Source organism: Zoogloea sp. (assembly GCF_023150065.1).
Taxonomy (GTDB): domain Bacteria; phylum Pseudomonadota; class Gammaproteobacteria; order Burkholderiales; family Rhodocyclaceae; genus Zoogloea.
Map to the genome: position 1 here is coordinate 24,233 of NZ_JAKLLN010000002.1, position 16,969 is coordinate 41,201.

Sequence of the window (16,969 nt, forward strand, 5' to 3'; positions counted from 1 at the left end):
AAGTTTATTGACGACTTGGTTGATAATAAACGGATAGAAAATCACTTCACTGATTACATGGATATCAATAGTGAGTCGCCAGTTTGAAACCCTTCAACTGGGTAGCTTGGAGCTGTTTTGCCTGACAGCCAAACATGGTGGCTTCACCGCCGCAGCCAAAGCCACCGGCCTTACAGCGGCGGCGGTGAGCCGCTCAATTGCACGCTTGGAGGCTCGCTTGGGGGTACGCCTCTTTATGCGGACAACGCGCCAGGTGCGCTTGACCGACGCCGGTCAGCGCTTTTACGGGCAGTGTCAGCACGCGCTGGAACAATTGGTGGAGGCCGAGCGTGAGATCACGGGTGAGCAGACTGCTCCGGCTGGCGTGCTGCGGGTGAGCCTGCCTACGTCCTACGGTCACTATCGGGTGCTGCCGTTGCTGCCGGCGTTCACCCGGCAGTACCCGGCAATCGAACTCGACCTGCACCTGTCGAACCGCAATATCGACTTCACCGATGAAGGCTTTGATCTGGCGGTACGTGGGCGTACGCCACCAGACTCAGGGCTGGTGGCACGCAAACTGGAAGATGCAGAACTGGTGGTCGTCGCAGCACCGGACTATGTGCGCGCTCAGGGAGAACCGAGAACGCTCGATCATCTGTCTCAACATGAGTGCATTCAGTTCATGCTGCCAAGCACCGGGCAGCCCGTTCCGTGGCTTTTGCGGCACGAAGGTCGCATCATCGAGCATGCTCCACCGGGACGCCTGCGCTGTGCCGATGACATCCTCGGGCCGGTAACCCTGGCTCGGGCGGGGGCGGGCGTACTGCAGACCTACAGGTTCCTTGTTGAGGAAGATCTGCGAGAAGGCCGCCTTGTGGAGTTGCTTTCGAACTACGCTGGCGCATCGAGACCATTCTCGCTGCTTTACCCAGCGAGCCGGCACATGCCGCTACGCGTGCGCGTGTTGATTGACTTCCTGCTCCAGCACTTGGTGCGCTGACCCTATCGTGCCGGTCCGTCGATGCCGTCGCCCCACACTCCAGCCAGTGGGGCGGCTAGCCCCTCAATGCATGACAATGCCCGCGGATCCTGATCGACCAGAGTATCGACCCGCGGCAAGAGAAGGCCGACAAGCAGGCCGCCGTCGACACCTGCAAGGCGGCTGCCGAAGCCGAGCAGAAGGAACTGCAGCGGCAAGCCGTGACCGTTGGCGAAGCCTGGGCCGCCTACGTGGCCGCCCGCTCCCACAAGTGGGGCGACTCCCACAAGCGCGACCACGAGAAAGCCATCCTGCCCGGGGGTGAGCGGATTACCCGGGGCCGCAAGAAAGGGCAGGGGGAGTTTTCCCTGCCTGGCATGGTGCATTCCCTGCTGGCCGAACCGTTGAAGGATCTGACCCCGGAGCGCCTCACGACCTGGATGCAGGCGAACAACGCCCGCGGCGCTACCGAAGCGGCGAAGAACTTCCGCCCTGTGCGCGCCTTCCTCGGCTGGTGTGCCGAGCGGTCGGAGTATGCCGGCCTCGTCCGGGCGGACGCGTGCCGCACCAGCGAAGTGCGGGACCAGGTGCAGGCGGCCAACGCCAAAGGCGACAGCCTGCAGCGGGAGCAGTTGCCCCTGTGGTTCGAGCATGTCCGGAAGCTGGGCAACCCGGTGCACTCTGCCTACCTGCAAACCCTGCTGCTGACCGGCGCGCGCCGCGAGGAGCTGGCCGGCCTGACGTGGGATTGCGTCGACTTCCAATGGAAGTCCCTGACCATCCGGGACAAGGTAGAAGGGGAGCGCACCATCCCGCTGACGCCCTATGTGTCGGCGCTGCTGGCGGCCCTGCCACGTCGAAATGAATGGGTGTTCTCCAGCCCCTCGGCGGCATCCGGCCGCCTCCAGGAACCGCTCAAGCCCCACAAGAAGGCGATGGAGGCTGCTGGCCTGCCGCCGTTCTCCCTGCATGACCTGCGTCGTTCCTTCGGCACGTTGGCCGAGCGGGTGGAGTGCCCGGTGGGAGTGGTGGCCCAGATCCAGGGACACAAGCCGTCCGCCCTGGCCGAGAAGCACTATCGCCGCCGGCCTCTCGACCTGCTGCGCATGTGGCACGTGAAGATCGAGGCTTGGATTCTGGAGCACGCGGGCATCGAACAGCCGTGCGAAGGGCAGGTCCAGGGGCTGCGGGTCGTGGGAAACTGATAGATTGATACCGAAACGGTAACGTGCTAGATTGAGGCATGCACATCATTGCACTGCGAGCACTACGCGAATTTTGGGAGAAGCATCCGCAGGCTGAAACGCCTTTGCGTGCATGGTATGCCGAGGCAAGCCGGGCCGACTGGGCAACACCGGCGGCCATCAAGGCTGCGCACCGGAATGCCAGCTTCCTGGCAAACAACCGTGTGGTGTTCAACATCAAGGGCAATGATTACCGGCTGGTGGTGGCTGTGCGCTACACCTCCACCATGATGTTCATCCGGTTTGTCGGCACCCATGCCGAGTATGACCGGATCGACGCCGAAACCATCTAGGAGCCGCAATGGAACTGAAGCCCATCCGAACCGAAGCCGAGCACGCCGAAGCCCTGGCCGACATTGAACGTCTTTGGGACGCTCCCGAGGGCAGTGCAGATGCAGACCGGCTGGAAGTCCTTGCCATGCTGGTGGAGGCCTTTGAGAAGGCGCATTTCCCGATCGAAGCGCCCGATCCCATTTCCTACCTGGAGTACATCATGGATGTCCGGGGGCTCACCCGGAAGGACTTGGAGCAGTACATCGGGCCGCGTGGCCGGGTAGCCGACATCATGAACCGTACCCGCCCCTTGTCTGTGACGATGATCCGCCGTCTGTGTGCAGGCCTGGGCCTGCCTGCCGACGTGCTGATTCAACCTTACGCGCTTCGCGAGCCCATCGCCGCCTGACCGAGTACCACCGCCGCGCCTAGGGTGTGTGGACATTCACGCAGCCAAAATGACAGCGGCACATAGACAGATGAACGACGCAAAACGGGATGCGAGCTTGTCGTAGCGGGTTGCGATGCGCCGAAACTGTTTGACGCGGCAAAACCAGCGTTCGACCAGATTGCGGCTGCGGTAAAGGTGCTTGTCGAGAGGCCTCGGATGCTTGCGCGTAGGGTGAGAGGGAATGACGGTCGTCACCCCGCGTTCGTTCAAGGGGTCGATCAGATGGGCGGCATCGTAAGCCGTGTCGGCCATGACGGTCTGCACCGGTAGCCCCTCGAGCAGATCCGTGGCCCGTTTGACATCGCCGGCTTGTCCCGGCGTCAGTTCAAAGCGGGCCAGATGCCCCAGCCCCTCGACCAGCGCGTGGATCTTGGTGCTCAGTCCCCCGCGTGAGCGCCCGAGCGCCTGCTCCCCCTTTTTTTGGGTGCGCCTGCGGCATGCTGATGGGCGCGAACGATGGTCGTGTCCAGGAAGACCTCCTCGAAATCTGCATCCTGAGCCAGCGTCGTGAACACCTGAGCCCACACGCCGGCATCAGACCATCGCGCAAAACGTCGGAATACCGAGTTCCAGAGACCGAACTCCTCGGGCAGATCCCGCCATGGACTCCCCGTCCGGGCAATCCACAGGACGGCCTCGACGAAGCGACGGCTATCCGCAGCACTGCGGCCCCGGTCTCCCACCTTACCCGGGAGCATCCCTTCGATCCGTGCCCATTGATCATCCCGCAACCACATCCGTGCCATGCCTGTCGTGACCCAAAAGACAGGATGTAAACAGAAATCAGCCTTTGTGAACAGCCCCTTGAGCAAGCGCAGGGACTAAATGTCCACAGACTCTAGCCCCTCAATACATGACAATGCCCGCGGATCCTGATCGACCAGAGTATCGACCCGCGGCAAGAGAAGGCCGACAAGCAGGCCGCCGTCCACACCTGCAAGGCGGCTGCCGAAGCCGAGCAGAAGGAACTGCAGCGGCAAGCCGTGACCGTTGGTGAAGCCTGGGCCGCCTACGTGGCCGCCCGCTCCTACAAGCGCGACCACGAGAAAGCCATCCGGCCCGGGGGTGAGCGGATTACCCGGGGCCGCAAGAAAGGGCAGGGGGAGCTTTCCCTGCTTGGCAGGGTGCATTCCCTGCTGGCCGAGCTGCTGAAGGATCTGACCCCGGAGCGCATCAGATTTTGCCGCGTCAAACAGTTTCGGCGCATCGCAACCCGCTACGACAAGCTCGCATCCCGTTTTGCGTCGTTCATCTGTCTATGTGCCGTTGTCATTTGGGCTGCGTGAATGTCCACACACCCTAGGCAGATGTAGTCTTGTTGCCGCGACGTTGCAAGATAGGTGCATGGGCAGCCGCCGATACACGGTTCCGGGAGCGGCTGGGGAGCAATGGCTCTGAAAAGCACAAGGCCAACCCCGGAGGGTTGGCCTGAGTGTTTGAAGCATATGGTGGGCCCAACAGGACTTGAACCTGTGACCAAGCGATTATGAGTCGCCTGCTCTAACCAACTGAGCTATGGGCCCGAAAGGGGAGCACGGGGGCCGCTGGGGAGCGGCCCGGCTGCGATCAGGCTTCGTTGTCGAGGAAGCTGCGCAGGCGCTCGGAGCGGCTGGGGTGGCGCAGCTTGCGCAGGGCCTTGGCTTCGATCTGGCGGATGCGCTCGCGGGTGACATCGAACTGTTTGCCGACTTCTTCCAGGGTGTGGTCGGTGTTCATCTCGATGCCGAAACGCATGCGCAGCACCTTGGCTTCCCTCGGGGTGAGGGAGTCCAGGACTTCCTTGGTGGCATCGCGCAGGCTGGAATACAGGGCTGCCTCGGCCGGGGCCAGGGTGGCGTTGTCCTCGATGAAATCGCCCAGGTGGGAGTCGTCGTCGTCGCCGATCGGGGTCTCCATGGAGATGGGTTCCTTGGAGATCTTGAGGATCTTGCGGATCTTCTCCTCGGGCATCTCCATCTTCTCGGCCAGGGTGGCGGGATCGGGCTCGTTGCCGGTTTCCTGCAGGATCTGGCGGGAGATCCGGTTCATCTTGTTGATCGTCTCGATCATGTGCACCGGGATGCGGATGGTGCGGGCCTGGTCGGCGATCGAGCGGGTGATGGCTTGGCGGATCCACCAGGTGGCATAGGTGGAGAACTTGTAGCCGCGGCGGTATTCGAACTTGTCCACGGCCTTCATAAGGCCGATGTTGCCTTCCTGGATCAGGTCGAGGAACTGCAGGCCGCGGTTGGTGTACTTCTTGGCGATGGAGATCACCAGGCGCAGGTTGGCCTCGGTCATTTCGCGCTTGGCGCGGCGGGCCTTGGCTTCCCCGGTGGACATCTGTTTGTTGATGTCCTTGAGTTCCTTGAGAGGAATGCCGATGCGGTCCTGCAGGTCGATCAGCTTTTGCTGCTCTTCGAGCACGGCGGGCTGCATGCGCATCAGCACCGGCGCATTGTTGGGGCCGGCGGAGATCTCGGCCTTGAGCCAGTCGAGATTGGTCTCGTTGCCCGGGAAGCTCTTGATGAAGTGGGGGCGCGGCATGCCGGCCTTGTCTACGCACAGATTCAGGATCTTGCGCTCGTGGCCGCGGGCCTGGTCGACCATGTGGCGCACGGCGTCGCACAGCCGCTCGGTGGTGCGGGCGGTGAAGCGGATGTTCATGAGCTCGTTGGAGACCTGCTCCTGGAGCTTCATGTAGGTCTTGTCCTGGTAGCCCTTCTTCTGGAGGGCTGCAGCCATCTTTTCATAGAGGCCGCGCAGGGTGGCGAAGCGTTCGAGCGCGTCGGCCTTGAGCTTGATCAGCGAAGCGGACTGGGCGCCGGCACCGCCGTCGTCTTCCTCGTCGTCGCCTTCGTCGGCTTCGTCCACTTCGAGGTCATCGCTCTCGGCGAGCTCTTCGATGGCCTCGACGGCGTTGGGGTCGATCAGACCGTCGATGAGTTCGTCGATGCGCATCTCGTCGCGGCCGATCTTGTCGGCGGCCTCGAGGATCTCGGCGATGGTCGTCGGACAGGCGGAGATCGCCTGGATCATGTGCTTCAGACCTTCCTCGATACGCTTGGCGATTTCGATTTCGCCTTCGCGGGTGAGGAGCTCCACGGTGCCCATCTCGCGCATGTACATGCGCACGGGGTCGGTGGTGCGGCCGAATTCGGAGTCGACCGCGGAGAGGGTCTGCTCGGCTTCGGCTTCGGCCTGTTCGTCGTCCACCACGGTGGGGGCGACTTCCGACATGAGGAGGTCTTCAGCGGCCGGGGCCACGTCGAAGACCTGGATGCCCATGTCGTTGAAGGTGGTGATGATGGACTCGATCTGCTCGGCGTCGACGAGGTCGTCGGGCAGGTGGTCATTGATCTCGGCGTAGGTGAGGTAGCCCCGTTCCTTGCCGAGAGCGATCAGGGTCTTGAGCCGGGTGCGGCGAACTTCAGCCTCTTCCGCCGAGGGGGCCTCGGCGATCATCGGGGCGAGTTTGTCCTTGACCTTGGCTGCTCGCGGCTTGGCAGGCGCTTTGCGCGGTTGTTTGGGCTTTTCCGTGGTCATGGCTGTCCTCGATTGGTCGTCCGAGCTGTTGGCGCAAAGCTGTCGGCAGGTCTCTGTGTCTGCGTCCCTGCGTCTGCTTTGGCGCGCCGTTGCGATAGGTCTCGGCGGGCGAATTTCGCGAAACCGAAAATTATATTACGAATCCGATACTTTGGCTCGGGTTTTGAGCTTCTCTTTCAGCGAAAGCAGCTCTGCAAGCCGCCTTCGTGCTGCAGGTTCGAGGCCGCTTTCGCGGGCTCTGGCGTTCAGGGTGTTGATCTCTTTCTCGATCAGGTTGGATTCGAGTTTGTAGAGTGTGTCGTTGAACTGGGGTTCCAGCATGGCTTCGTCCAGTGGCGTATCCGCCAGTTGGCCGGAGATCCGCGACAGCACCGGCGCATGGGGCGTGTCGCGATAGTGTTCGAGCAGGGCGCCGAGTCCGTGGGTGGGCAGGTCGCCGACGCTCATGGCGTCGGTCATGGCGATCAGGGCCAGGCCTTCGGGGGTGTCGTGGGGGAGCAGGTCGATGGGCAGGCGGGCTGCCCAGACGGGGTGCTGGATCACCAGCTTGAGCAGGGTCTCGACCGGGTTGGACGGTGTCTGCCGGGGTGCCAGGCGCGGGAGTTCCTTGCCGAAGCCACGGCGCCCGCCGCGGAAGCGCCCGCCACCACTGCCGTCGCCAAAGTCGCGTGGGAAGCCGGAGTCGAACTGCCTGTCGGATTCAAAGCGCCGGGGAGGCGGGGCCGCCGACTTCAGGCCGAAGGCCGTTTCCACTTCAGCCTGGGTGAAGCCGGCTGCCTCGGCGAGCATCTTGATCACCTGCAGGCGCAGCAGCGGTGCGGCGATGCGGGTGATCAGGGGCTTGGCTTCGTGGACCAGGCGGGCGCAGCCTTCGGCGGTGCCCAGGTCGATGTCCTTGCGCAGCTCGGCGAGCAGGAATTCGGCCAGGGGTTGGGCCCGGGTCATGGCAGTGCGGAAGGCGTCGGGGCCTTCGGCGCGGACGAAGCTGTCGGGGTCGTGCTCCTCGGGCAGGAAGAGGAAGCTGACGGTCTTGTTGTCGGCCAGGTGTTCGAGGCTGACCTCGAGTGCGCGGCCGGCGGCGCGGCGGCCGGCGGCGTCGCCGTCGAAGCAGAACACCACCCGGTCGGTGAGGCGCAGGAGCTTCTGGATGTGGTGGGGCGTGGCAGCGGTGCCGAGGGTCGCGACGGCGTTGCCGACCCCGAACTGGGCCAGGCCGACCACGTCCATGTAGCCCTCGACGACCAGCACGCATTCCTGCTCGCGTACGGCCTGACGTGCCTGAACCAGGCCGTAGAGCTCCCGCCCCTTCTCGAAGATCGGTGTCTCGGGGGAGTTCAGGTATTTGGGCTCGCCCTTGCCCAGGACCCGGCCGCCGAAGCCGATGACGTTGCCGCGCTGGTCCTGGATGGGGAACATGATGCGGTCGCGGAAGCGGTCGTATCGGCGGTTCTGCTCGTTTTCGAGGACCAGGCCGCATTCGAGCAGCTGGGCTGCGCTGTAGTCGGCAAAGGCGGCCTGCAGGGCCTGCCAGCCCTCCGGGGCGTAGCCGAGACCGTAGCGGGCGGCGATCTCGCCGGTCAGGCCGCGACCCTTGAGGTAGTCGATGGCCACCGGGCTGCGTTTGAGCTGATCCTTGTAGAAGCGGGCCGCCTGGGCCATGACTTCGGTGAGGGATTGCTCCTTGGCGCGGTCGCGGTTCGGGGTGAAGTCGTCTTCCGGGACTTCCATGCCCACCGTGCCGGCGAGCTCCTTCACGGCGTCGATGAAGCCGAGGCCGCTGTATTCCATCAGGAAGCTGATGGCGCTGCCGTGCACGCCGCAGCCGAAGCAGTGATAAAACTGCTTGGTCGGGCTGACGGAAAAGGACGCCGACTTCTCGCCGTGAAAGGGGCAGCAGGCAAAATAGTTTGCCCCGCCCTTCTTGAGCGGCAGGTAGCGTTCGATGACCTCGACGATATCGACGCGGGCGAGAAGATCCTGGATGAAGGATTGCGGAATCATGATGTCCGGACGGCGCGCGAGGGCGCCATCATTCCCATGAATCCTAGTTGCCGAGGCGGGATTTGACCAGTTTGGAGACCTCGGTCATGTCGGCCTTGCCGGCAAGCTGCGGCTTGACTGCGGCCATCAGCTTTCCCATGTCGGCGGGCGTGCTGGCGCCGGTGCTGACCAAGGCTGCATCGATGATGGCGGCGATCTGTTCGAGGCTCAGGCCGGCGGGCTTGTAGGCCGTCAGCACGTCGATCTCGAAGCGCTCGGCGCTGGCCAGGTCAAAGCGCTGAGCGGCTTCGTACTGGGCGACCGAGTCCCGGCGCTGCTTGAGCATCTTGTCCACGACAGCCACGACGGCGGCATCATCAAGCTCGATCCGTTCATCCACTTCGCGCTGCTTGATGGCGGCCAGCAGCAGGCGCAGGGCGGACAGGCGTGCACTGTCCTTGGCGCGCATGGCGGCCTTCATGTCGTCGGAGATTTGAACCTTGAGGGACATGGATGGAGTTCCTGATGATGATTCGCGCGGGCCAAGTGCGGGGCCGTGCAGCGGAAAAGCACAAACGCCACGCGCTCGCGCAAAAAGCGCGCATCGCGTGGCGATCGGGAAGCGTGTACTCGGGTGTTGCTTAGTACATCTTCGGGGGCAGGGTCTGGCTGCGCAGGCGCTTGTGATGGCGCTTCACCGCGGCGGCCAGCTTGCGCTTGCGCTCGGCGGTGGGCTTTTCGTAGAACTCGCGGGAGCGGAGCTCGGGCAGCAGGCCCACTTTTTCAATGGTGCGCTTGAAGCGGCGGATGGCAACTTCAAACGGCTCGTTTTCTTTGACGCGAATACCCGGCATTGCGTGCTTCCTCGAAAATTCTTTGGACGGAAAAACGATGAGTATAACCAAGTCGTTCGGGTCTACCAAGTCCACTTTTAGCTTTGTTGGCTGCGTCAAGGTAAAATGCTGATTTTCCTGCGGAAGTGCCATGCGCGTTCTGGGTATTGAATCCTCCTGTGACGAGACGGGTGTCGCCATCTATGACACGGAAAGGGGCCTGCTCGGGCATCGCCTGCATTCCCAGATAGACCTTCATGCGGCCTACGGCGGGGTGGTGCCCGAACTGGCCTCCCGTGATCACATCCGTCGCCTGCCCCTGCTGCTGAGGGAGGTGCTGGCGGAGACGGGGCTGGCCATGGGCGACATCGACGGCATCGCCTACACGGCCGGCCCTGGCCTGGCAGGGGCGCTGCTCGTCGGTTCGAGTGTGGCGGAGGCGCTGGCGCTGGCGCTGGGGGTGCCGGCGCTGCCCGTGCATCATCTGGAAGGGCATCTGCTGTCGCCCCTGTTGTCGGCAACGCCGCCGGAGTTCCCGTTTGTGGCCCTGCTTGTTTCGGGCGGACATACCCAGCTGATGCGGGTGGCAGGGGTCGGGGATTACACCCTGCTGGGCGAGACGGTCGATGATGCGGCCGGCGAAGCCTTCGACAAGACCGCCAAGCTGATCGGGCTGCCCTATCCCGGCGGGCCGGCCCTGGCACGGCTTGCGCTGGAGGGTACGCCGGGGCGCTTCAAGCTGCCGCGGCCGATGCTTCACAGCAAGGATTTCGATTTCAGTTTCAGCGGTCTGAAGACCGCGGTCCTGACGGCGGCCGGCGCGGAGGGTTTTGGCGAAGCTGACAAGCCCGACCTGGCCGCCGAGTTTCAGGCTGCGGCAGTGGATGTGCTGGTGGCCAAATCCATGTCGGCGCTCCGCCACACGGGGCTGCGACAGCTTGTGGTGGCGGGCGGGGTCGGGGCCAACCTGGCCTTGCGTGCGGCCCTCGATGAGGCGGCGGCACGGCGGCGGGCGAAGGTTTTTTACCCGGAAATGGAGCTGTGCACCGATAACGGCGCCATGATCGCCTTTGCCGGCGCCCTGCGGTTCATGGCGGGTGCGCAGGCCGAGGTCGGCGATGGCCGGTTTGCGGTGCGGCCGCGCTGGAGCCTGCTGGACATTGCGGCGCCCCGGCCTCCGGTTGCGGCCTGATCGGCCGGCCGCTTCAGCTTTCTTTTTTCTTGCCGCCGATCCGGCTTTCCTGGCCGGCCAGCAGGCGCTTGATGTTGTCCTTGTGGCGCCAGATCAGCAGCAGGGACATTACGCTCGCCGACAGCACCCAGTAGGGATCGAGCCCGAGCAGGAAGGCCGCTCCGGGGGCTGCGATGGCGGCGCACAGGGCGGCCAGGGACGAATAGCGGGTCGTGAAGGCCACGCCCAGCCAGACGCCGAGGGTGGCCAGCCCGAGCCAGCCGCTGGCACCGAACAGGACGCCTGCTGCCGTGGCAACGCCCTTACCGCCGCGGAAGCCGAGAAAGACCGGGAACAGATGGCCCAGGAAGGCCGCCAGCGCCGCTGCGGGGGCGGCGATGCTACCGAGCCCGGCAGCAGGGGCAAGCATGTCGGCGAGAATGACCGCCAGCCAGCCCTTGAAGGCGTCGCCGAGCAGGGTGAGGACGGCAGCGAGTTTGTTGCCGCTGCGCAAGACGTTGGTGGCGCCGGGGTTGCCCGAGCCGTAGCTGCGGGGGTCGGCCATGCCGAAAAGGCGGCTGACCACCACCGCAAAGGGAATCGAGCCGATCAGGTAGGCGGCGGCGAGCAGGAGCGCGAGGGGCATGCTTTTATTGTGGCGCGAGCTAGAATGGGCGCGATTTTAGCCGGGACGGACGATGGATTTCATTTTTATCGAAGCACTGCGGGTCAAGGCCCGGGTGGGTATTTACCCGCGGGAGCGGGTGACCGAGCAGACCCTTGAGTTGAATCTCACCTTCGGTGTGCCCGACGCGGCTGCCGAACATGACGACATTGCGGACACCATTGATTACGCCAAGGTCATCGAGCGCATTCGGGAGGAGCTTGGCAATCACCAATTCAATCTGATCGAAACCCTGGGCGAATTCATCGTCAAATTGCTCTTTGAAGAATTCGGCGCTCCATGGGTGAAGCTCGCGATTGCAAAAATTGGCGTCATGAAAGATGTGCGGCGCGTGGGCGTATTCATCGAGCGGGGGCGCGATGGTGCCGAGCCCCCGGAACACGCCCCCACCGCAGGCCTGCCGCGCTGAATTGGCAGGCTTGCGCCTGAGCGTGCTCAGGCGGCAGCGACTGCGTCGGCGCGCAATTCGTCGAGGGGCTTGCCCTGTGCGAGCCAGTCGATCACCCACTGGGGCTTGCGACCGTGGCCGGTCCAGCCAATGGCGGGGTTTTCCGGGTTGCGGAACTTGATCACCGAAGCCGGCTTGGCGGCCTTCTTGGCGGCGGGCTTGGCGGCAGCCTTACGCGGGGCGGGAGCAGCCTTTTCGGCGCTTTCCTGACCGATTACTTCATTCAGGCTCATGCCGTGCTCGGCGGCAAGCTTTTGCATACGCTTGAGCAGATCCTTCTTGGCCGTGTCGGAGCGGCGCTGGATTTCGGTTTCGACCTTGCCCTTGAGGCGGCGCAATTCGGAGAGGGAGAGGGAAGAGAGTTCCATGGTGCTGTTTTCCTTGGTGATGTAGTGGCGGCACGGGTGCCTGGGCACATGCCGTGAAATCGACCGGATTGTTTCGGCCTTAATCGCGCTATTTATTTTGCCACTATAGACCGAAGATTTGGTAGGTGTTTTTATTTCAATTCATTCCAGGGCCACGCTGACCACCCCGGGTTGAAGAAGTTGCAGGATGTCATGAGGGTGAACCCCGACCAGGAAGCCCCTTTTTCCGCCGTTGATATATATCAGGGGAAGATCCAGGATGGTCTTCTCCATGAATACCGGAAGTGCCTTGCGCGTCCCGAAGGGTGAGGTTCCGCCAACCATGTAGCCCGTGTGGCGCTGGGCGACGGCCGGGTCGCAGGGGCTGATGTGCTTGCGACCGATCTGGCGGGCGAGTTCCTTGGTGGATACCTTGCGGTCGCCGTGCATTAATACGATGAGGGGTTGGCGGGCTTCGTCTTCCATCACCAGGGTTTTCACGACGGCGTGCTCCGCCACATTCAGTTCCCGGGCGGACACCTTTGTTCCGCCGTGTTCTTCGTAGGCGTAGAGGTGAGTGGAGAAAGCCGTGTGATGCTGACGGAGATATCGGGTTGCCTGGGTTTCGGGGGCGTTCTGATCTGAGCGGGACATGGCAGTCGGGAAATGGGGAGGAATAGGCCTCGATGGCCGGGTGATGCGTTCAGGAATGCGGGGTGTCGAAGAGGCCGGGAAGGAAAGCTTCGTCGGTGCCGGGGAGGGCGTTCTCGTGGAGCAATAGCCAACGTTTCGTGTCGAGAAGATAGCCGCCCCGGTCGTGGGCAAAGCCGCCGGGGCCGCGGGCTGCCACAACTCGATGGCACGGAATTACCAGGGGAAAAGGATTGTCGCCGCAGGCCTGACCCACCGCCCGTGCGGCGCTGCGGGCGTCCCGGGCCAGTTCTCCATAGTTGCGTGTGCGGCCGCGGGGAATGGCGGCAATGGCGGCCCATATGCGGCGGCGATAGGCGGTGCCGCGCAGGGCAAGGGGCAGGGTGAAAGGCGCGTCCGGGTCGTCCAGATAGCGCTCAATCTCCCTCGCAGCCTTTTCTCCGAGGGCATCGCGGGGCGGTATGGCCGGATGGGCCGGAGGCAGAAAGGCGATTTCATGGATGAATTCGCCGCTTGTAAAGACGCCGACTTTCCCGAATGGGGCGGGCAGTGCGACAGAAAGCCCGGTGATCGGGGCGGCGTTGTGTGGCAAAGTCATTCCTCGATTCTGCGCCCGCCGCCGGGCCGGTCGCAAGCCCGTCAGCGTTTTCCGAGAAGGGCGTTCTTCAGGTCTTCATCGACGGGTTTGTCGCCGATCCAGATGCGCAGCAGGGCACGGTAGAAATCTTCTCCGGCAATATCCTTGCCGCGGATTTCATTGTTGACGGAAAGTCGGGTGCCGCTCGCGGGCAGCCAGTCGATGCGCACCTGAGTGCCGCTGGGGGCAGTCTTGAGGCCGAGGAGAATGTTGCGGAATTCCTCGACCCGGCTCTGCAGGCTGGCGAATTCGGTGTCGCTGTGATTCTTCCGCATGCCGTCGATCAGTGCATTGGCGAAGTCTTCGGCGCCGAGCTCGCGGAGGGTGATGATCTGGATGCGGCGGGGGCCGCTGGCGGTGGCGAGGGGGGCTTCGCCGCGTTTGGGCAGATACAGGCCGATGGTGTAGACCTTGAGCATGAAGCGGGTACGCAGGCCGCTGCCGTTGAGAGCCAGCTCCGTGCCGGCCACGCTGGCCCTGTCGTCGATGTGGGTGCCGGCGATCTCGGCCGCGCTGGCGGGCAGGGCAAGGAACAGGGCGGCAGCGAGCAGGGGCCCGCTGAAAAATCGGTTCATGGCTGTCTCCTGATGTGTGGATGTGCAAACGCCCGTCCGTCGCCTTTGCATGCGATTTCGAACGGGCGTTTGAATCTTAGCCGGGAATCCACCCGGCGGGGAGACTTTGAGGGCTCAGGCGCGCACGTGGCCGTCGCCGAAGACGATCCATTTCTGGCTGGTCAGGCCTTCCAGGCCCACCGGGCCGCGGGCGTGGATCTTGTCGGTGGAGATGCCGATCTCGGCGCCCAGGCCGTACTCGAAGCCATCGGCGAAGCGGGTGGAGGCGTTGATCATCACCGAGGCGGAATCCACCTCGCGCAGGAAGCGCATGGCCCGGGTGTGGTTTTCGGTGACGATGGACTCGGTGTGCTGGGATGAGCAGGTGTTGATGTGCTCGATGGCTTCGTCGAGCCCGGCCACCACCTTGATGGCGATGATCGGGGCGAGGAACTCCTCGGTCCAGTCGGATTCGACCGCCGCCTTGAGCTGGGCTTCGGCGATGCCGGCCTCGCGCAGGATGGCGAGGGCGGCGGGGCAGGCGCGCAGCTCGACCCCCTTGCCAGCCAGCATGCTGCCGATGGCGGGCAGCTGGGCCTGGGCGATGGCCGCATCCACCAGCAGCGATTCGGTGGTGTTGCAGGTGCCGTAGCGCTGGGTCTTGGAGTTTTCGACGATGGCCAGGGCCTTGGCCGGATCGGCGAACTCGTCCACATAGACGTGGCAGTTGCCGTCCAGGTGCTTGATGACCGGTACCCGGGCTTCGCTGGAGATGCGTTCGATGAGGCCCTTGCCGCCGCGGGGGACGATCACGTCCACGAACTGGGGCATGGTGATGAGCTCGCCCACTGCGGCCCGGTCGGTGGTCTCGATCACCTGGATGGCGTGCTCGGGGAGCCGGGCTGCGGTCAGGCCGGCTCGCACGCAGGCGGCGATGGCCTGGTTGGAGTGCAGGGCCTCCTTGCCGCCGCGCAGGATGGCAGCGTTGCCGGACTTCAGGCACAGGGCCGCAGCGTCGGCGGTGACGTTGGGGCGGGCTTCGTAGATGATGCCGATGACGCCCAGGGGCACGCGCATCTTGCCTACCGAGATGCCCGAGGGGCGACGTTTCATGTCGGTGACCTCGCCCACCGGGTCGGGCAGGGCGGCGACCTGCTCCAGGCCCTGGGCCATGGCCTCGATGCCCTTTTCGGACAGGGTCAGGCGATCGATCATGGAGGCTTCGAGGCCGCTGGCGCGGGCCTCCTCCAGGTCGCGCTGGTTGGCGGCGAGGAGCTCGGCCTTGCGGGTGCGGATCTCGGCGGCCATGGCCAGCAGGGCGGTGTTCTTGGCGCCGGTGGTGGCTGCTGCAACCGCCCGGGAGGCGGCACGGGCCTGGCGGCCGATGCCTTGCATGTAGGTCTTGATGTCCATCGTGTGTGCTTTCGAATCGGTGGGCGGCGTTCAGCGCCGCGCCGGGGGCTGGGCCGCGCCGTGGGTCAGGCGCAGGCACAGTTGCAGGAACTCGTCCCACACGTCGCCCGTTGTCAGACCCTTGATCATCCGGTCAATTCTGGCCGCGTGCAAGATCGCAGTGCGCAGGGTGCCGCTGGTGAGGCGCTGGAGCGCGCGCTGGATGGCTTGCTTGCGACGCTCTTCGAATACGCGTTCGGCTTTGAGCAGGCCCTGCAGGGGCTGGCCGTCGTCGATGCCCATGCGCAGGCGGGCGAGGGTGCGGATCTCGTTGGCGAGGGCCCACAGGACCAGGGGCGGGGCTTCACCCTCGCCTTCCAGGCCTTCGAGCAGGCGGGCGCAGCGGGCGGGGGCGCCGTCAAGCATGGCGTTGCGCAGCTTGTCCACGTCGTAGCGGGCCACGTTGAGCACGGCGTCGCGCACCGCTTCCAGGGACAGTTCGCCCGGCGGGTGGAGCAGGCCGAGCTTGAGGATCTCCTGGTGGGCGGCCAGCAGGTTGCCTTCGATGTGGTCGGCGATGAAGGCGAGGGCGTCCGGCGAGGCCTTCTGCTGCTGGGCGGCCAGCCGTCTGGCCAGCCAGTCGGGGAGGCGCTCGCGCTCGGGGGCGTTGAGCTCGACCACAACGCCAGCTTCACTCAGGGCCACGAACCACGCCGCCTTGCGCGTGGCCCAGTCGAGCTCGGGCAGGGTGATCAGGGTGACGACGCCCTCGTCCAGGTGGCGGGCGTAGCGTTGCAGCGCCTCGCCGCCTTCGCGACCGGGCTTGCCGTTGGGGATGCGCAGATCGACCAGCTTGCTTGCCCCGAACAGGGACAGGTTGCCGGCCGCCGACTGCAGTTCGGTCCAGCGAAAGCCCTGGCCGGCAACCAGCACCTCGCGCTCGGCGTAGCCCTGCCTGCGCGCCGCCGCGCGGACGGCGTCGCCGGCCTCGAGGACCAGCAGGGGCTCGTTGCCATGCAGGACGTACAGCGGGCCGAGGGGCTTGTCGAGCTGGCTGGCGAGCTGCTCGGGGCGCAGGTTCACGGTTTGGGCGGGGCGTCGGGCATGCGGGCGGACGAGAGCCGGCGCATGAGCTGCTGCACCAAGTCGCCCTGCATGTCCCGGTAGAGCAGGATCTCTTCCTGCTCCTTCGCCAGCACCTGCGAATCGTCGAAGGCCAGGTCGCGGCGCAGCAGGATTTCGTTGGGGGCGATGATCTCCTGTCCGTTCTTGTCTACCAGCCGGAAGCTGAAGCGATGACGGAGCTGGTATTCACGTACCCGGCCCTGGGTGTTGAGGGCCAGGATGAATTTTTCCTTGGCATCTGCCAGGACCTCCAGACGCACCGCGGCGTCCTCGGGGCGGGATACGACCCGGGTGGTGCTGCCCGCCTGGATCTGCCGCCGGATGGCGGCGGCCAGTTCGGAGTATTCGTACATGCCCAGGTAGATGGTATCGAAGGGCATGGGGCGTGGCCCGCGCAGCTGGAAGCCGCAGCCTGCTGCGAGCAGGGGGGCGGCGACAAGGGTGGCGAGGGCACGTCGGCGCCCGGGCAGGTGGGCGGAACTCATTTGGGCGATTCCTCCTTGAGGCGCTGACGTTCTTTCTCGTAAGCGTCGTAGCCCGGTGGCGGGGTGTCACGGCTGACGTCGCGGCCGGGCTCATGCTGGCGCCGGGCGTTTTCCTGCCGGATGCCCTCGTAGAAGTTGCGCTCCGGTGACGCGCAGCCGGACAGGAGGACGAGGGTGGCGAGAAGGGCAAGGCGCAGCATGAGCGGG

General features: G+C 64.6%; 19 protein-coding genes, 1 tRNA gene and 2 pseudogenes. 7 read left to right on the forward strand and 15 right to left on the reverse strand.

The window, feature by feature from the left end; all coding sequences use genetic code 11:
- Nucleotides 1-70: 70 nt before the first annotated feature.
- The 4 genes from L6Q67_RS03355 to L6Q67_RS03370 all read left to right on the forward strand — a co-directional run bounded on the left by L6Q67_RS03355 (nucleotide 71) and on the right by L6Q67_RS03370 (nucleotide 2,887).
- Entirely contained in the window at nucleotides 71-982 is a 912-nt protein-coding gene (locus L6Q67_RS03355; protein ID WP_296565298.1) for a LysR family transcriptional regulator, read from the forward strand.
- 200 nt (nucleotides 983-1,182) lie between these two features.
- Nucleotides 1,183-2,166 (forward strand): tyrosine-type recombinase/integrase, encoded by a 984-nt coding sequence (locus L6Q67_RS03360; RefSeq protein WP_296565301.1) that lies wholly within the window; start codon nucleotides 1,183-1,185, stop codon nucleotides 2,164-2,166.
- Nucleotides 2,167-2,204: 38 nt separating this feature from the next.
- Nucleotides 2,205-2,498, forward strand: a complete 294-nt coding sequence (locus tag L6Q67_RS03365; protein WP_296565304.1) for a type II toxin-antitoxin system HigB family toxin — start codon at nucleotides 2,205-2,207, stop codon at nucleotides 2,496-2,498.
- Between the two features lie 8 nt (nucleotides 2,499-2,506).
- Nucleotides 2,507-2,887 carry a transcriptional regulator gene (locus L6Q67_RS03370; RefSeq protein ID WP_296565307.1) on the forward strand — a complete coding sequence of 127 codons (381 nt, stop codon included), beginning with the start codon at nucleotides 2,507-2,509 and terminating at the stop codon, nucleotides 2,885-2,887.
- Between the two features lie 36 nt (nucleotides 2,888-2,923).
- Here the strand turns inward: L6Q67_RS03370 and L6Q67_RS03375 are convergent.
- Nucleotides 2,924-3,675, reverse strand: a pseudogene (locus L6Q67_RS03375) (IS5 family transposase).
- 432 nt (nucleotides 3,676-4,107) lie between these two features.
- Between L6Q67_RS03375 and L6Q67_RS03380 the strand changes: the two are divergent.
- Nucleotides 4,108-4,215, forward strand: a pseudogene (locus tag L6Q67_RS03380) (IS5/IS1182 family transposase); the annotation flags it as partial.
- Nucleotides 4,216-4,375: 160 nt separating this feature from the next.
- Here L6Q67_RS03380 and L6Q67_RS03385 read toward each other — a convergent pair.
- The 5 genes from L6Q67_RS03385 to rpsU form a co-directional block, all read right to left on the reverse strand.
- Nucleotides 4,376-4,452: transfer RNA gene (locus tag L6Q67_RS03385), tRNA-Ile, on the reverse strand.
- A 43-nt stretch (nucleotides 4,453-4,495) separates the two neighbouring features.
- Complete coding sequence (rpoD, locus tag L6Q67_RS03390; RefSeq protein WP_296565310.1) at nucleotides 4,496-6,454, reverse strand: RNA polymerase sigma factor RpoD; 1,959 nt, start codon at nucleotides 6,452-6,454, stop codon at nucleotides 4,496-4,498.
- A gap of 135 nt (nucleotides 6,455-6,589) precedes the next feature.
- The gene (gene dnaG, locus L6Q67_RS03395) at nucleotides 6,590-8,455 is read right to left on the reverse strand and encodes a DNA primase (RefSeq protein ID WP_296565312.1); all 1,866 of its coding nucleotides are present in this window, start codon (nucleotides 8,453-8,455) and stop codon (nucleotides 6,590-6,592) included.
- Nucleotides 8,456-8,498: 43 nt separating this feature from the next.
- Nucleotides 8,499-8,945 carry a GatB/YqeY domain-containing protein gene (locus L6Q67_RS03400; protein ID WP_296565315.1) on the reverse strand — a complete coding sequence of 149 codons (447 nt, stop codon included), beginning with the start codon at nucleotides 8,943-8,945 and terminating at the stop codon, nucleotides 8,499-8,501.
- Nucleotides 8,946-9,075: 130 nt separating this feature from the next.
- Nucleotides 9,076-9,288: a 30S ribosomal protein S21 gene (rpsU, locus tag L6Q67_RS03405; RefSeq protein ID WP_079432811.1), complete on the reverse strand. Its 213-nt coding sequence runs from the start codon at nucleotides 9,286-9,288 to the stop codon at nucleotides 9,076-9,078.
- 130 nt (nucleotides 9,289-9,418) lie between these two features.
- Here rpsU and tsaD point away from each other — a divergent pair, with 130 nt between their 5' ends.
- A complete protein-coding gene (gene tsaD / locus L6Q67_RS03410) occupies nucleotides 9,419-10,459 on the forward strand; it encodes a tRNA (adenosine(37)-N6)-threonylcarbamoyltransferase complex transferase subunit TsaD (protein WP_296565317.1) in 1,041 nt (346 codons plus the stop codon).
- Between the two features lie 13 nt (nucleotides 10,460-10,472).
- Here tsaD and plsY read toward each other — a convergent pair whose 3' ends face one another.
- A complete protein-coding gene (gene plsY, locus L6Q67_RS03415; RefSeq protein ID WP_296565320.1) occupies nucleotides 10,473-11,084 on the reverse strand; it encodes a glycerol-3-phosphate 1-O-acyltransferase PlsY in 612 nt (203 codons plus the stop codon).
- A gap of 52 nt (nucleotides 11,085-11,136) precedes the next feature.
- On the opposite strand from plsY, the gene L6Q67_RS03420 reads away from it, so the two are divergent.
- Nucleotides 11,137-11,532, forward strand: a complete 396-nt coding sequence (locus tag L6Q67_RS03420) for a dihydroneopterin aldolase (RefSeq protein WP_296565323.1) — start codon at nucleotides 11,137-11,139, stop codon at nucleotides 11,530-11,532.
- Nucleotides 11,533-11,558: 26 nt separating this feature from the next.
- Here L6Q67_RS03420 and L6Q67_RS03425 read toward each other — a convergent pair whose 3' ends face one another.
- From L6Q67_RS03425 to L6Q67_RS03460, 8 genes are all read right to left on the reverse strand, one after another.
- Nucleotides 11,559-11,939: an H-NS histone family protein gene (locus L6Q67_RS03425; RefSeq protein ID WP_296565327.1), complete on the reverse strand. Its 381-nt coding sequence runs from the start codon at nucleotides 11,937-11,939 to the stop codon at nucleotides 11,559-11,561.
- Between the two features lie 141 nt (nucleotides 11,940-12,080).
- Nucleotides 12,081-12,572 carry a Cys-tRNA(Pro) deacylase gene (gene ybaK / locus L6Q67_RS03430; RefSeq protein WP_296565331.1) on the reverse strand — a complete coding sequence of 164 codons (492 nt, stop codon included), beginning with the start codon at nucleotides 12,570-12,572 and terminating at the stop codon, nucleotides 12,081-12,083.
- A 49-nt stretch (nucleotides 12,573-12,621) separates the two neighbouring features.
- Nucleotides 12,622-13,167, reverse strand: a complete 546-nt coding sequence (locus L6Q67_RS03435; protein WP_296565335.1) for a methylated-DNA--[protein]-cysteine S-methyltransferase — start codon at nucleotides 13,165-13,167, stop codon at nucleotides 12,622-12,624.
- 41 nt (nucleotides 13,168-13,208) lie between these two features.
- Nucleotides 13,209-13,781, reverse strand: a complete 573-nt coding sequence (locus tag L6Q67_RS03440; protein WP_296565340.1) for a chalcone isomerase family protein — start codon at nucleotides 13,779-13,781, stop codon at nucleotides 13,209-13,211.
- A gap of 114 nt (nucleotides 13,782-13,895) precedes the next feature.
- Nucleotides 13,896-15,173 (reverse strand): glutamate-5-semialdehyde dehydrogenase, encoded by a 1,278-nt coding sequence (locus L6Q67_RS03445; RefSeq protein ID WP_296565343.1) that lies wholly within the window; start codon nucleotides 15,171-15,173, stop codon nucleotides 13,896-13,898.
- Nucleotides 15,174-15,203: 30 nt separating this feature from the next.
- Nucleotides 15,204-16,235 carry a DNA polymerase III subunit delta gene (gene holA, locus L6Q67_RS03450; protein ID WP_296565345.1) on the reverse strand — a complete coding sequence of 344 codons (1,032 nt, stop codon included), beginning with the start codon at nucleotides 16,233-16,235 and terminating at the stop codon, nucleotides 15,204-15,206.
- On the reverse strand, nucleotides 16,232-16,762 hold the full coding sequence (gene lptE / locus L6Q67_RS03455; protein WP_296565348.1) for an LPS assembly lipoprotein LptE: 531 nt from the start codon (nucleotides 16,760-16,762) through the stop codon (nucleotides 16,232-16,234). Before lptE ends, holA begins: the two co-directional genes overlap by 4 nt.
- Entirely contained in the window at nucleotides 16,759-16,962 is a 204-nt protein-coding gene (locus L6Q67_RS03460; protein WP_296565351.1) for a hypothetical protein, read from the reverse strand. The genes lptE and L6Q67_RS03460 overlap by 4 nt, the downstream gene beginning before the upstream one ends.
- Nucleotides 16,963-16,969 lie beyond the last annotated feature (7 nt).

What these genes read in the sequence shown, in the direction of transcription:
- L6Q67_RS03365 (WP_296565304.1), top strand. Translation starts at nt 2,205, where the DNA reads ATGCACATCATTGCACTGCGAGCACTACGCGAATTTTGGGAGAAGCAT.
- L6Q67_RS03370 (WP_296565307.1), top strand. Translation starts at nt 2,507, where the DNA reads ATGGAACTGAAGCCCATCCGAACCGAAGCCGAGCACGCCGAAGCCCTG.
- rpoD (WP_296565310.1), bottom strand. Translation starts at nt 6,454, where the DNA reads ATGACCACGGAAAAGCCCAAACAACCGCGCAAAGCGCCTGCCAAGCCG.
- dnaG (WP_296565312.1), bottom strand. Translation starts at nt 8,455, where the DNA reads ATGATTCCGCAATCCTTCATCCAGGATCTTCTCGCCCGCGTCGATATC.
- L6Q67_RS03400 (WP_296565315.1), bottom strand. Translation starts at nt 8,945, where the DNA reads ATGTCCCTCAAGGTTCAAATCTCCGACGACATGAAGGCCGCCATGCGC.
- rpsU (WP_079432811.1), bottom strand. Translation starts at nt 9,288, where the DNA reads ATGCCGGGTATTCGCGTCAAAGAAAACGAGCCGTTTGAAGTTGCCATC.
- tsaD (WP_296565317.1), top strand. Translation starts at nt 9,419, where the DNA reads ATGCGCGTTCTGGGTATTGAATCCTCCTGTGACGAGACGGGTGTCGCC.
- plsY (WP_296565320.1), bottom strand. Translation starts at nt 11,084, where the DNA reads ATGCCCCTCGCGCTCCTGCTCGCCGCCGCCTACCTGATCGGCTCGATT.
- L6Q67_RS03420 (WP_296565323.1), top strand. Translation starts at nt 11,137, where the DNA reads ATGGATTTCATTTTTATCGAAGCACTGCGGGTCAAGGCCCGGGTGGGT.
- L6Q67_RS03425 (WP_296565327.1), bottom strand. Translation starts at nt 11,939, where the DNA reads ATGGAACTCTCTTCCCTCTCCCTCTCCGAATTGCGCCGCCTCAAGGGC.
- ybaK (WP_296565331.1), bottom strand. Translation starts at nt 12,572, where the DNA reads ATGTCCCGCTCAGATCAGAACGCCCCCGAAACCCAGGCAACCCGATAT.
- L6Q67_RS03435 (WP_296565335.1), bottom strand. Translation starts at nt 13,167, where the DNA reads ATGACTTTGCCACACAACGCCGCCCCGATCACCGGGCTTTCTGTCGCA.
- L6Q67_RS03440 (WP_296565340.1), bottom strand. Translation starts at nt 13,781, where the DNA reads ATGAACCGATTTTTCAGCGGGCCCCTGCTCGCTGCCGCCCTGTTCCTT.
- L6Q67_RS03445 (WP_296565343.1), bottom strand. Translation starts at nt 15,173, where the DNA reads ATGGACATCAAGACCTACATGCAAGGCATCGGCCGCCAGGCCCGTGCC.
- lptE (WP_296565348.1), bottom strand. Translation starts at nt 16,762, where the DNA reads ATGAGTTCCGCCCACCTGCCCGGGCGCCGACGTGCCCTCGCCACCCTT.
- L6Q67_RS03460 (WP_296565351.1), bottom strand. Translation starts at nt 16,962, where the DNA reads ATGCTGCGCCTTGCCCTTCTCGCCACCCTCGTCCTCCTGTCCGGCTGC.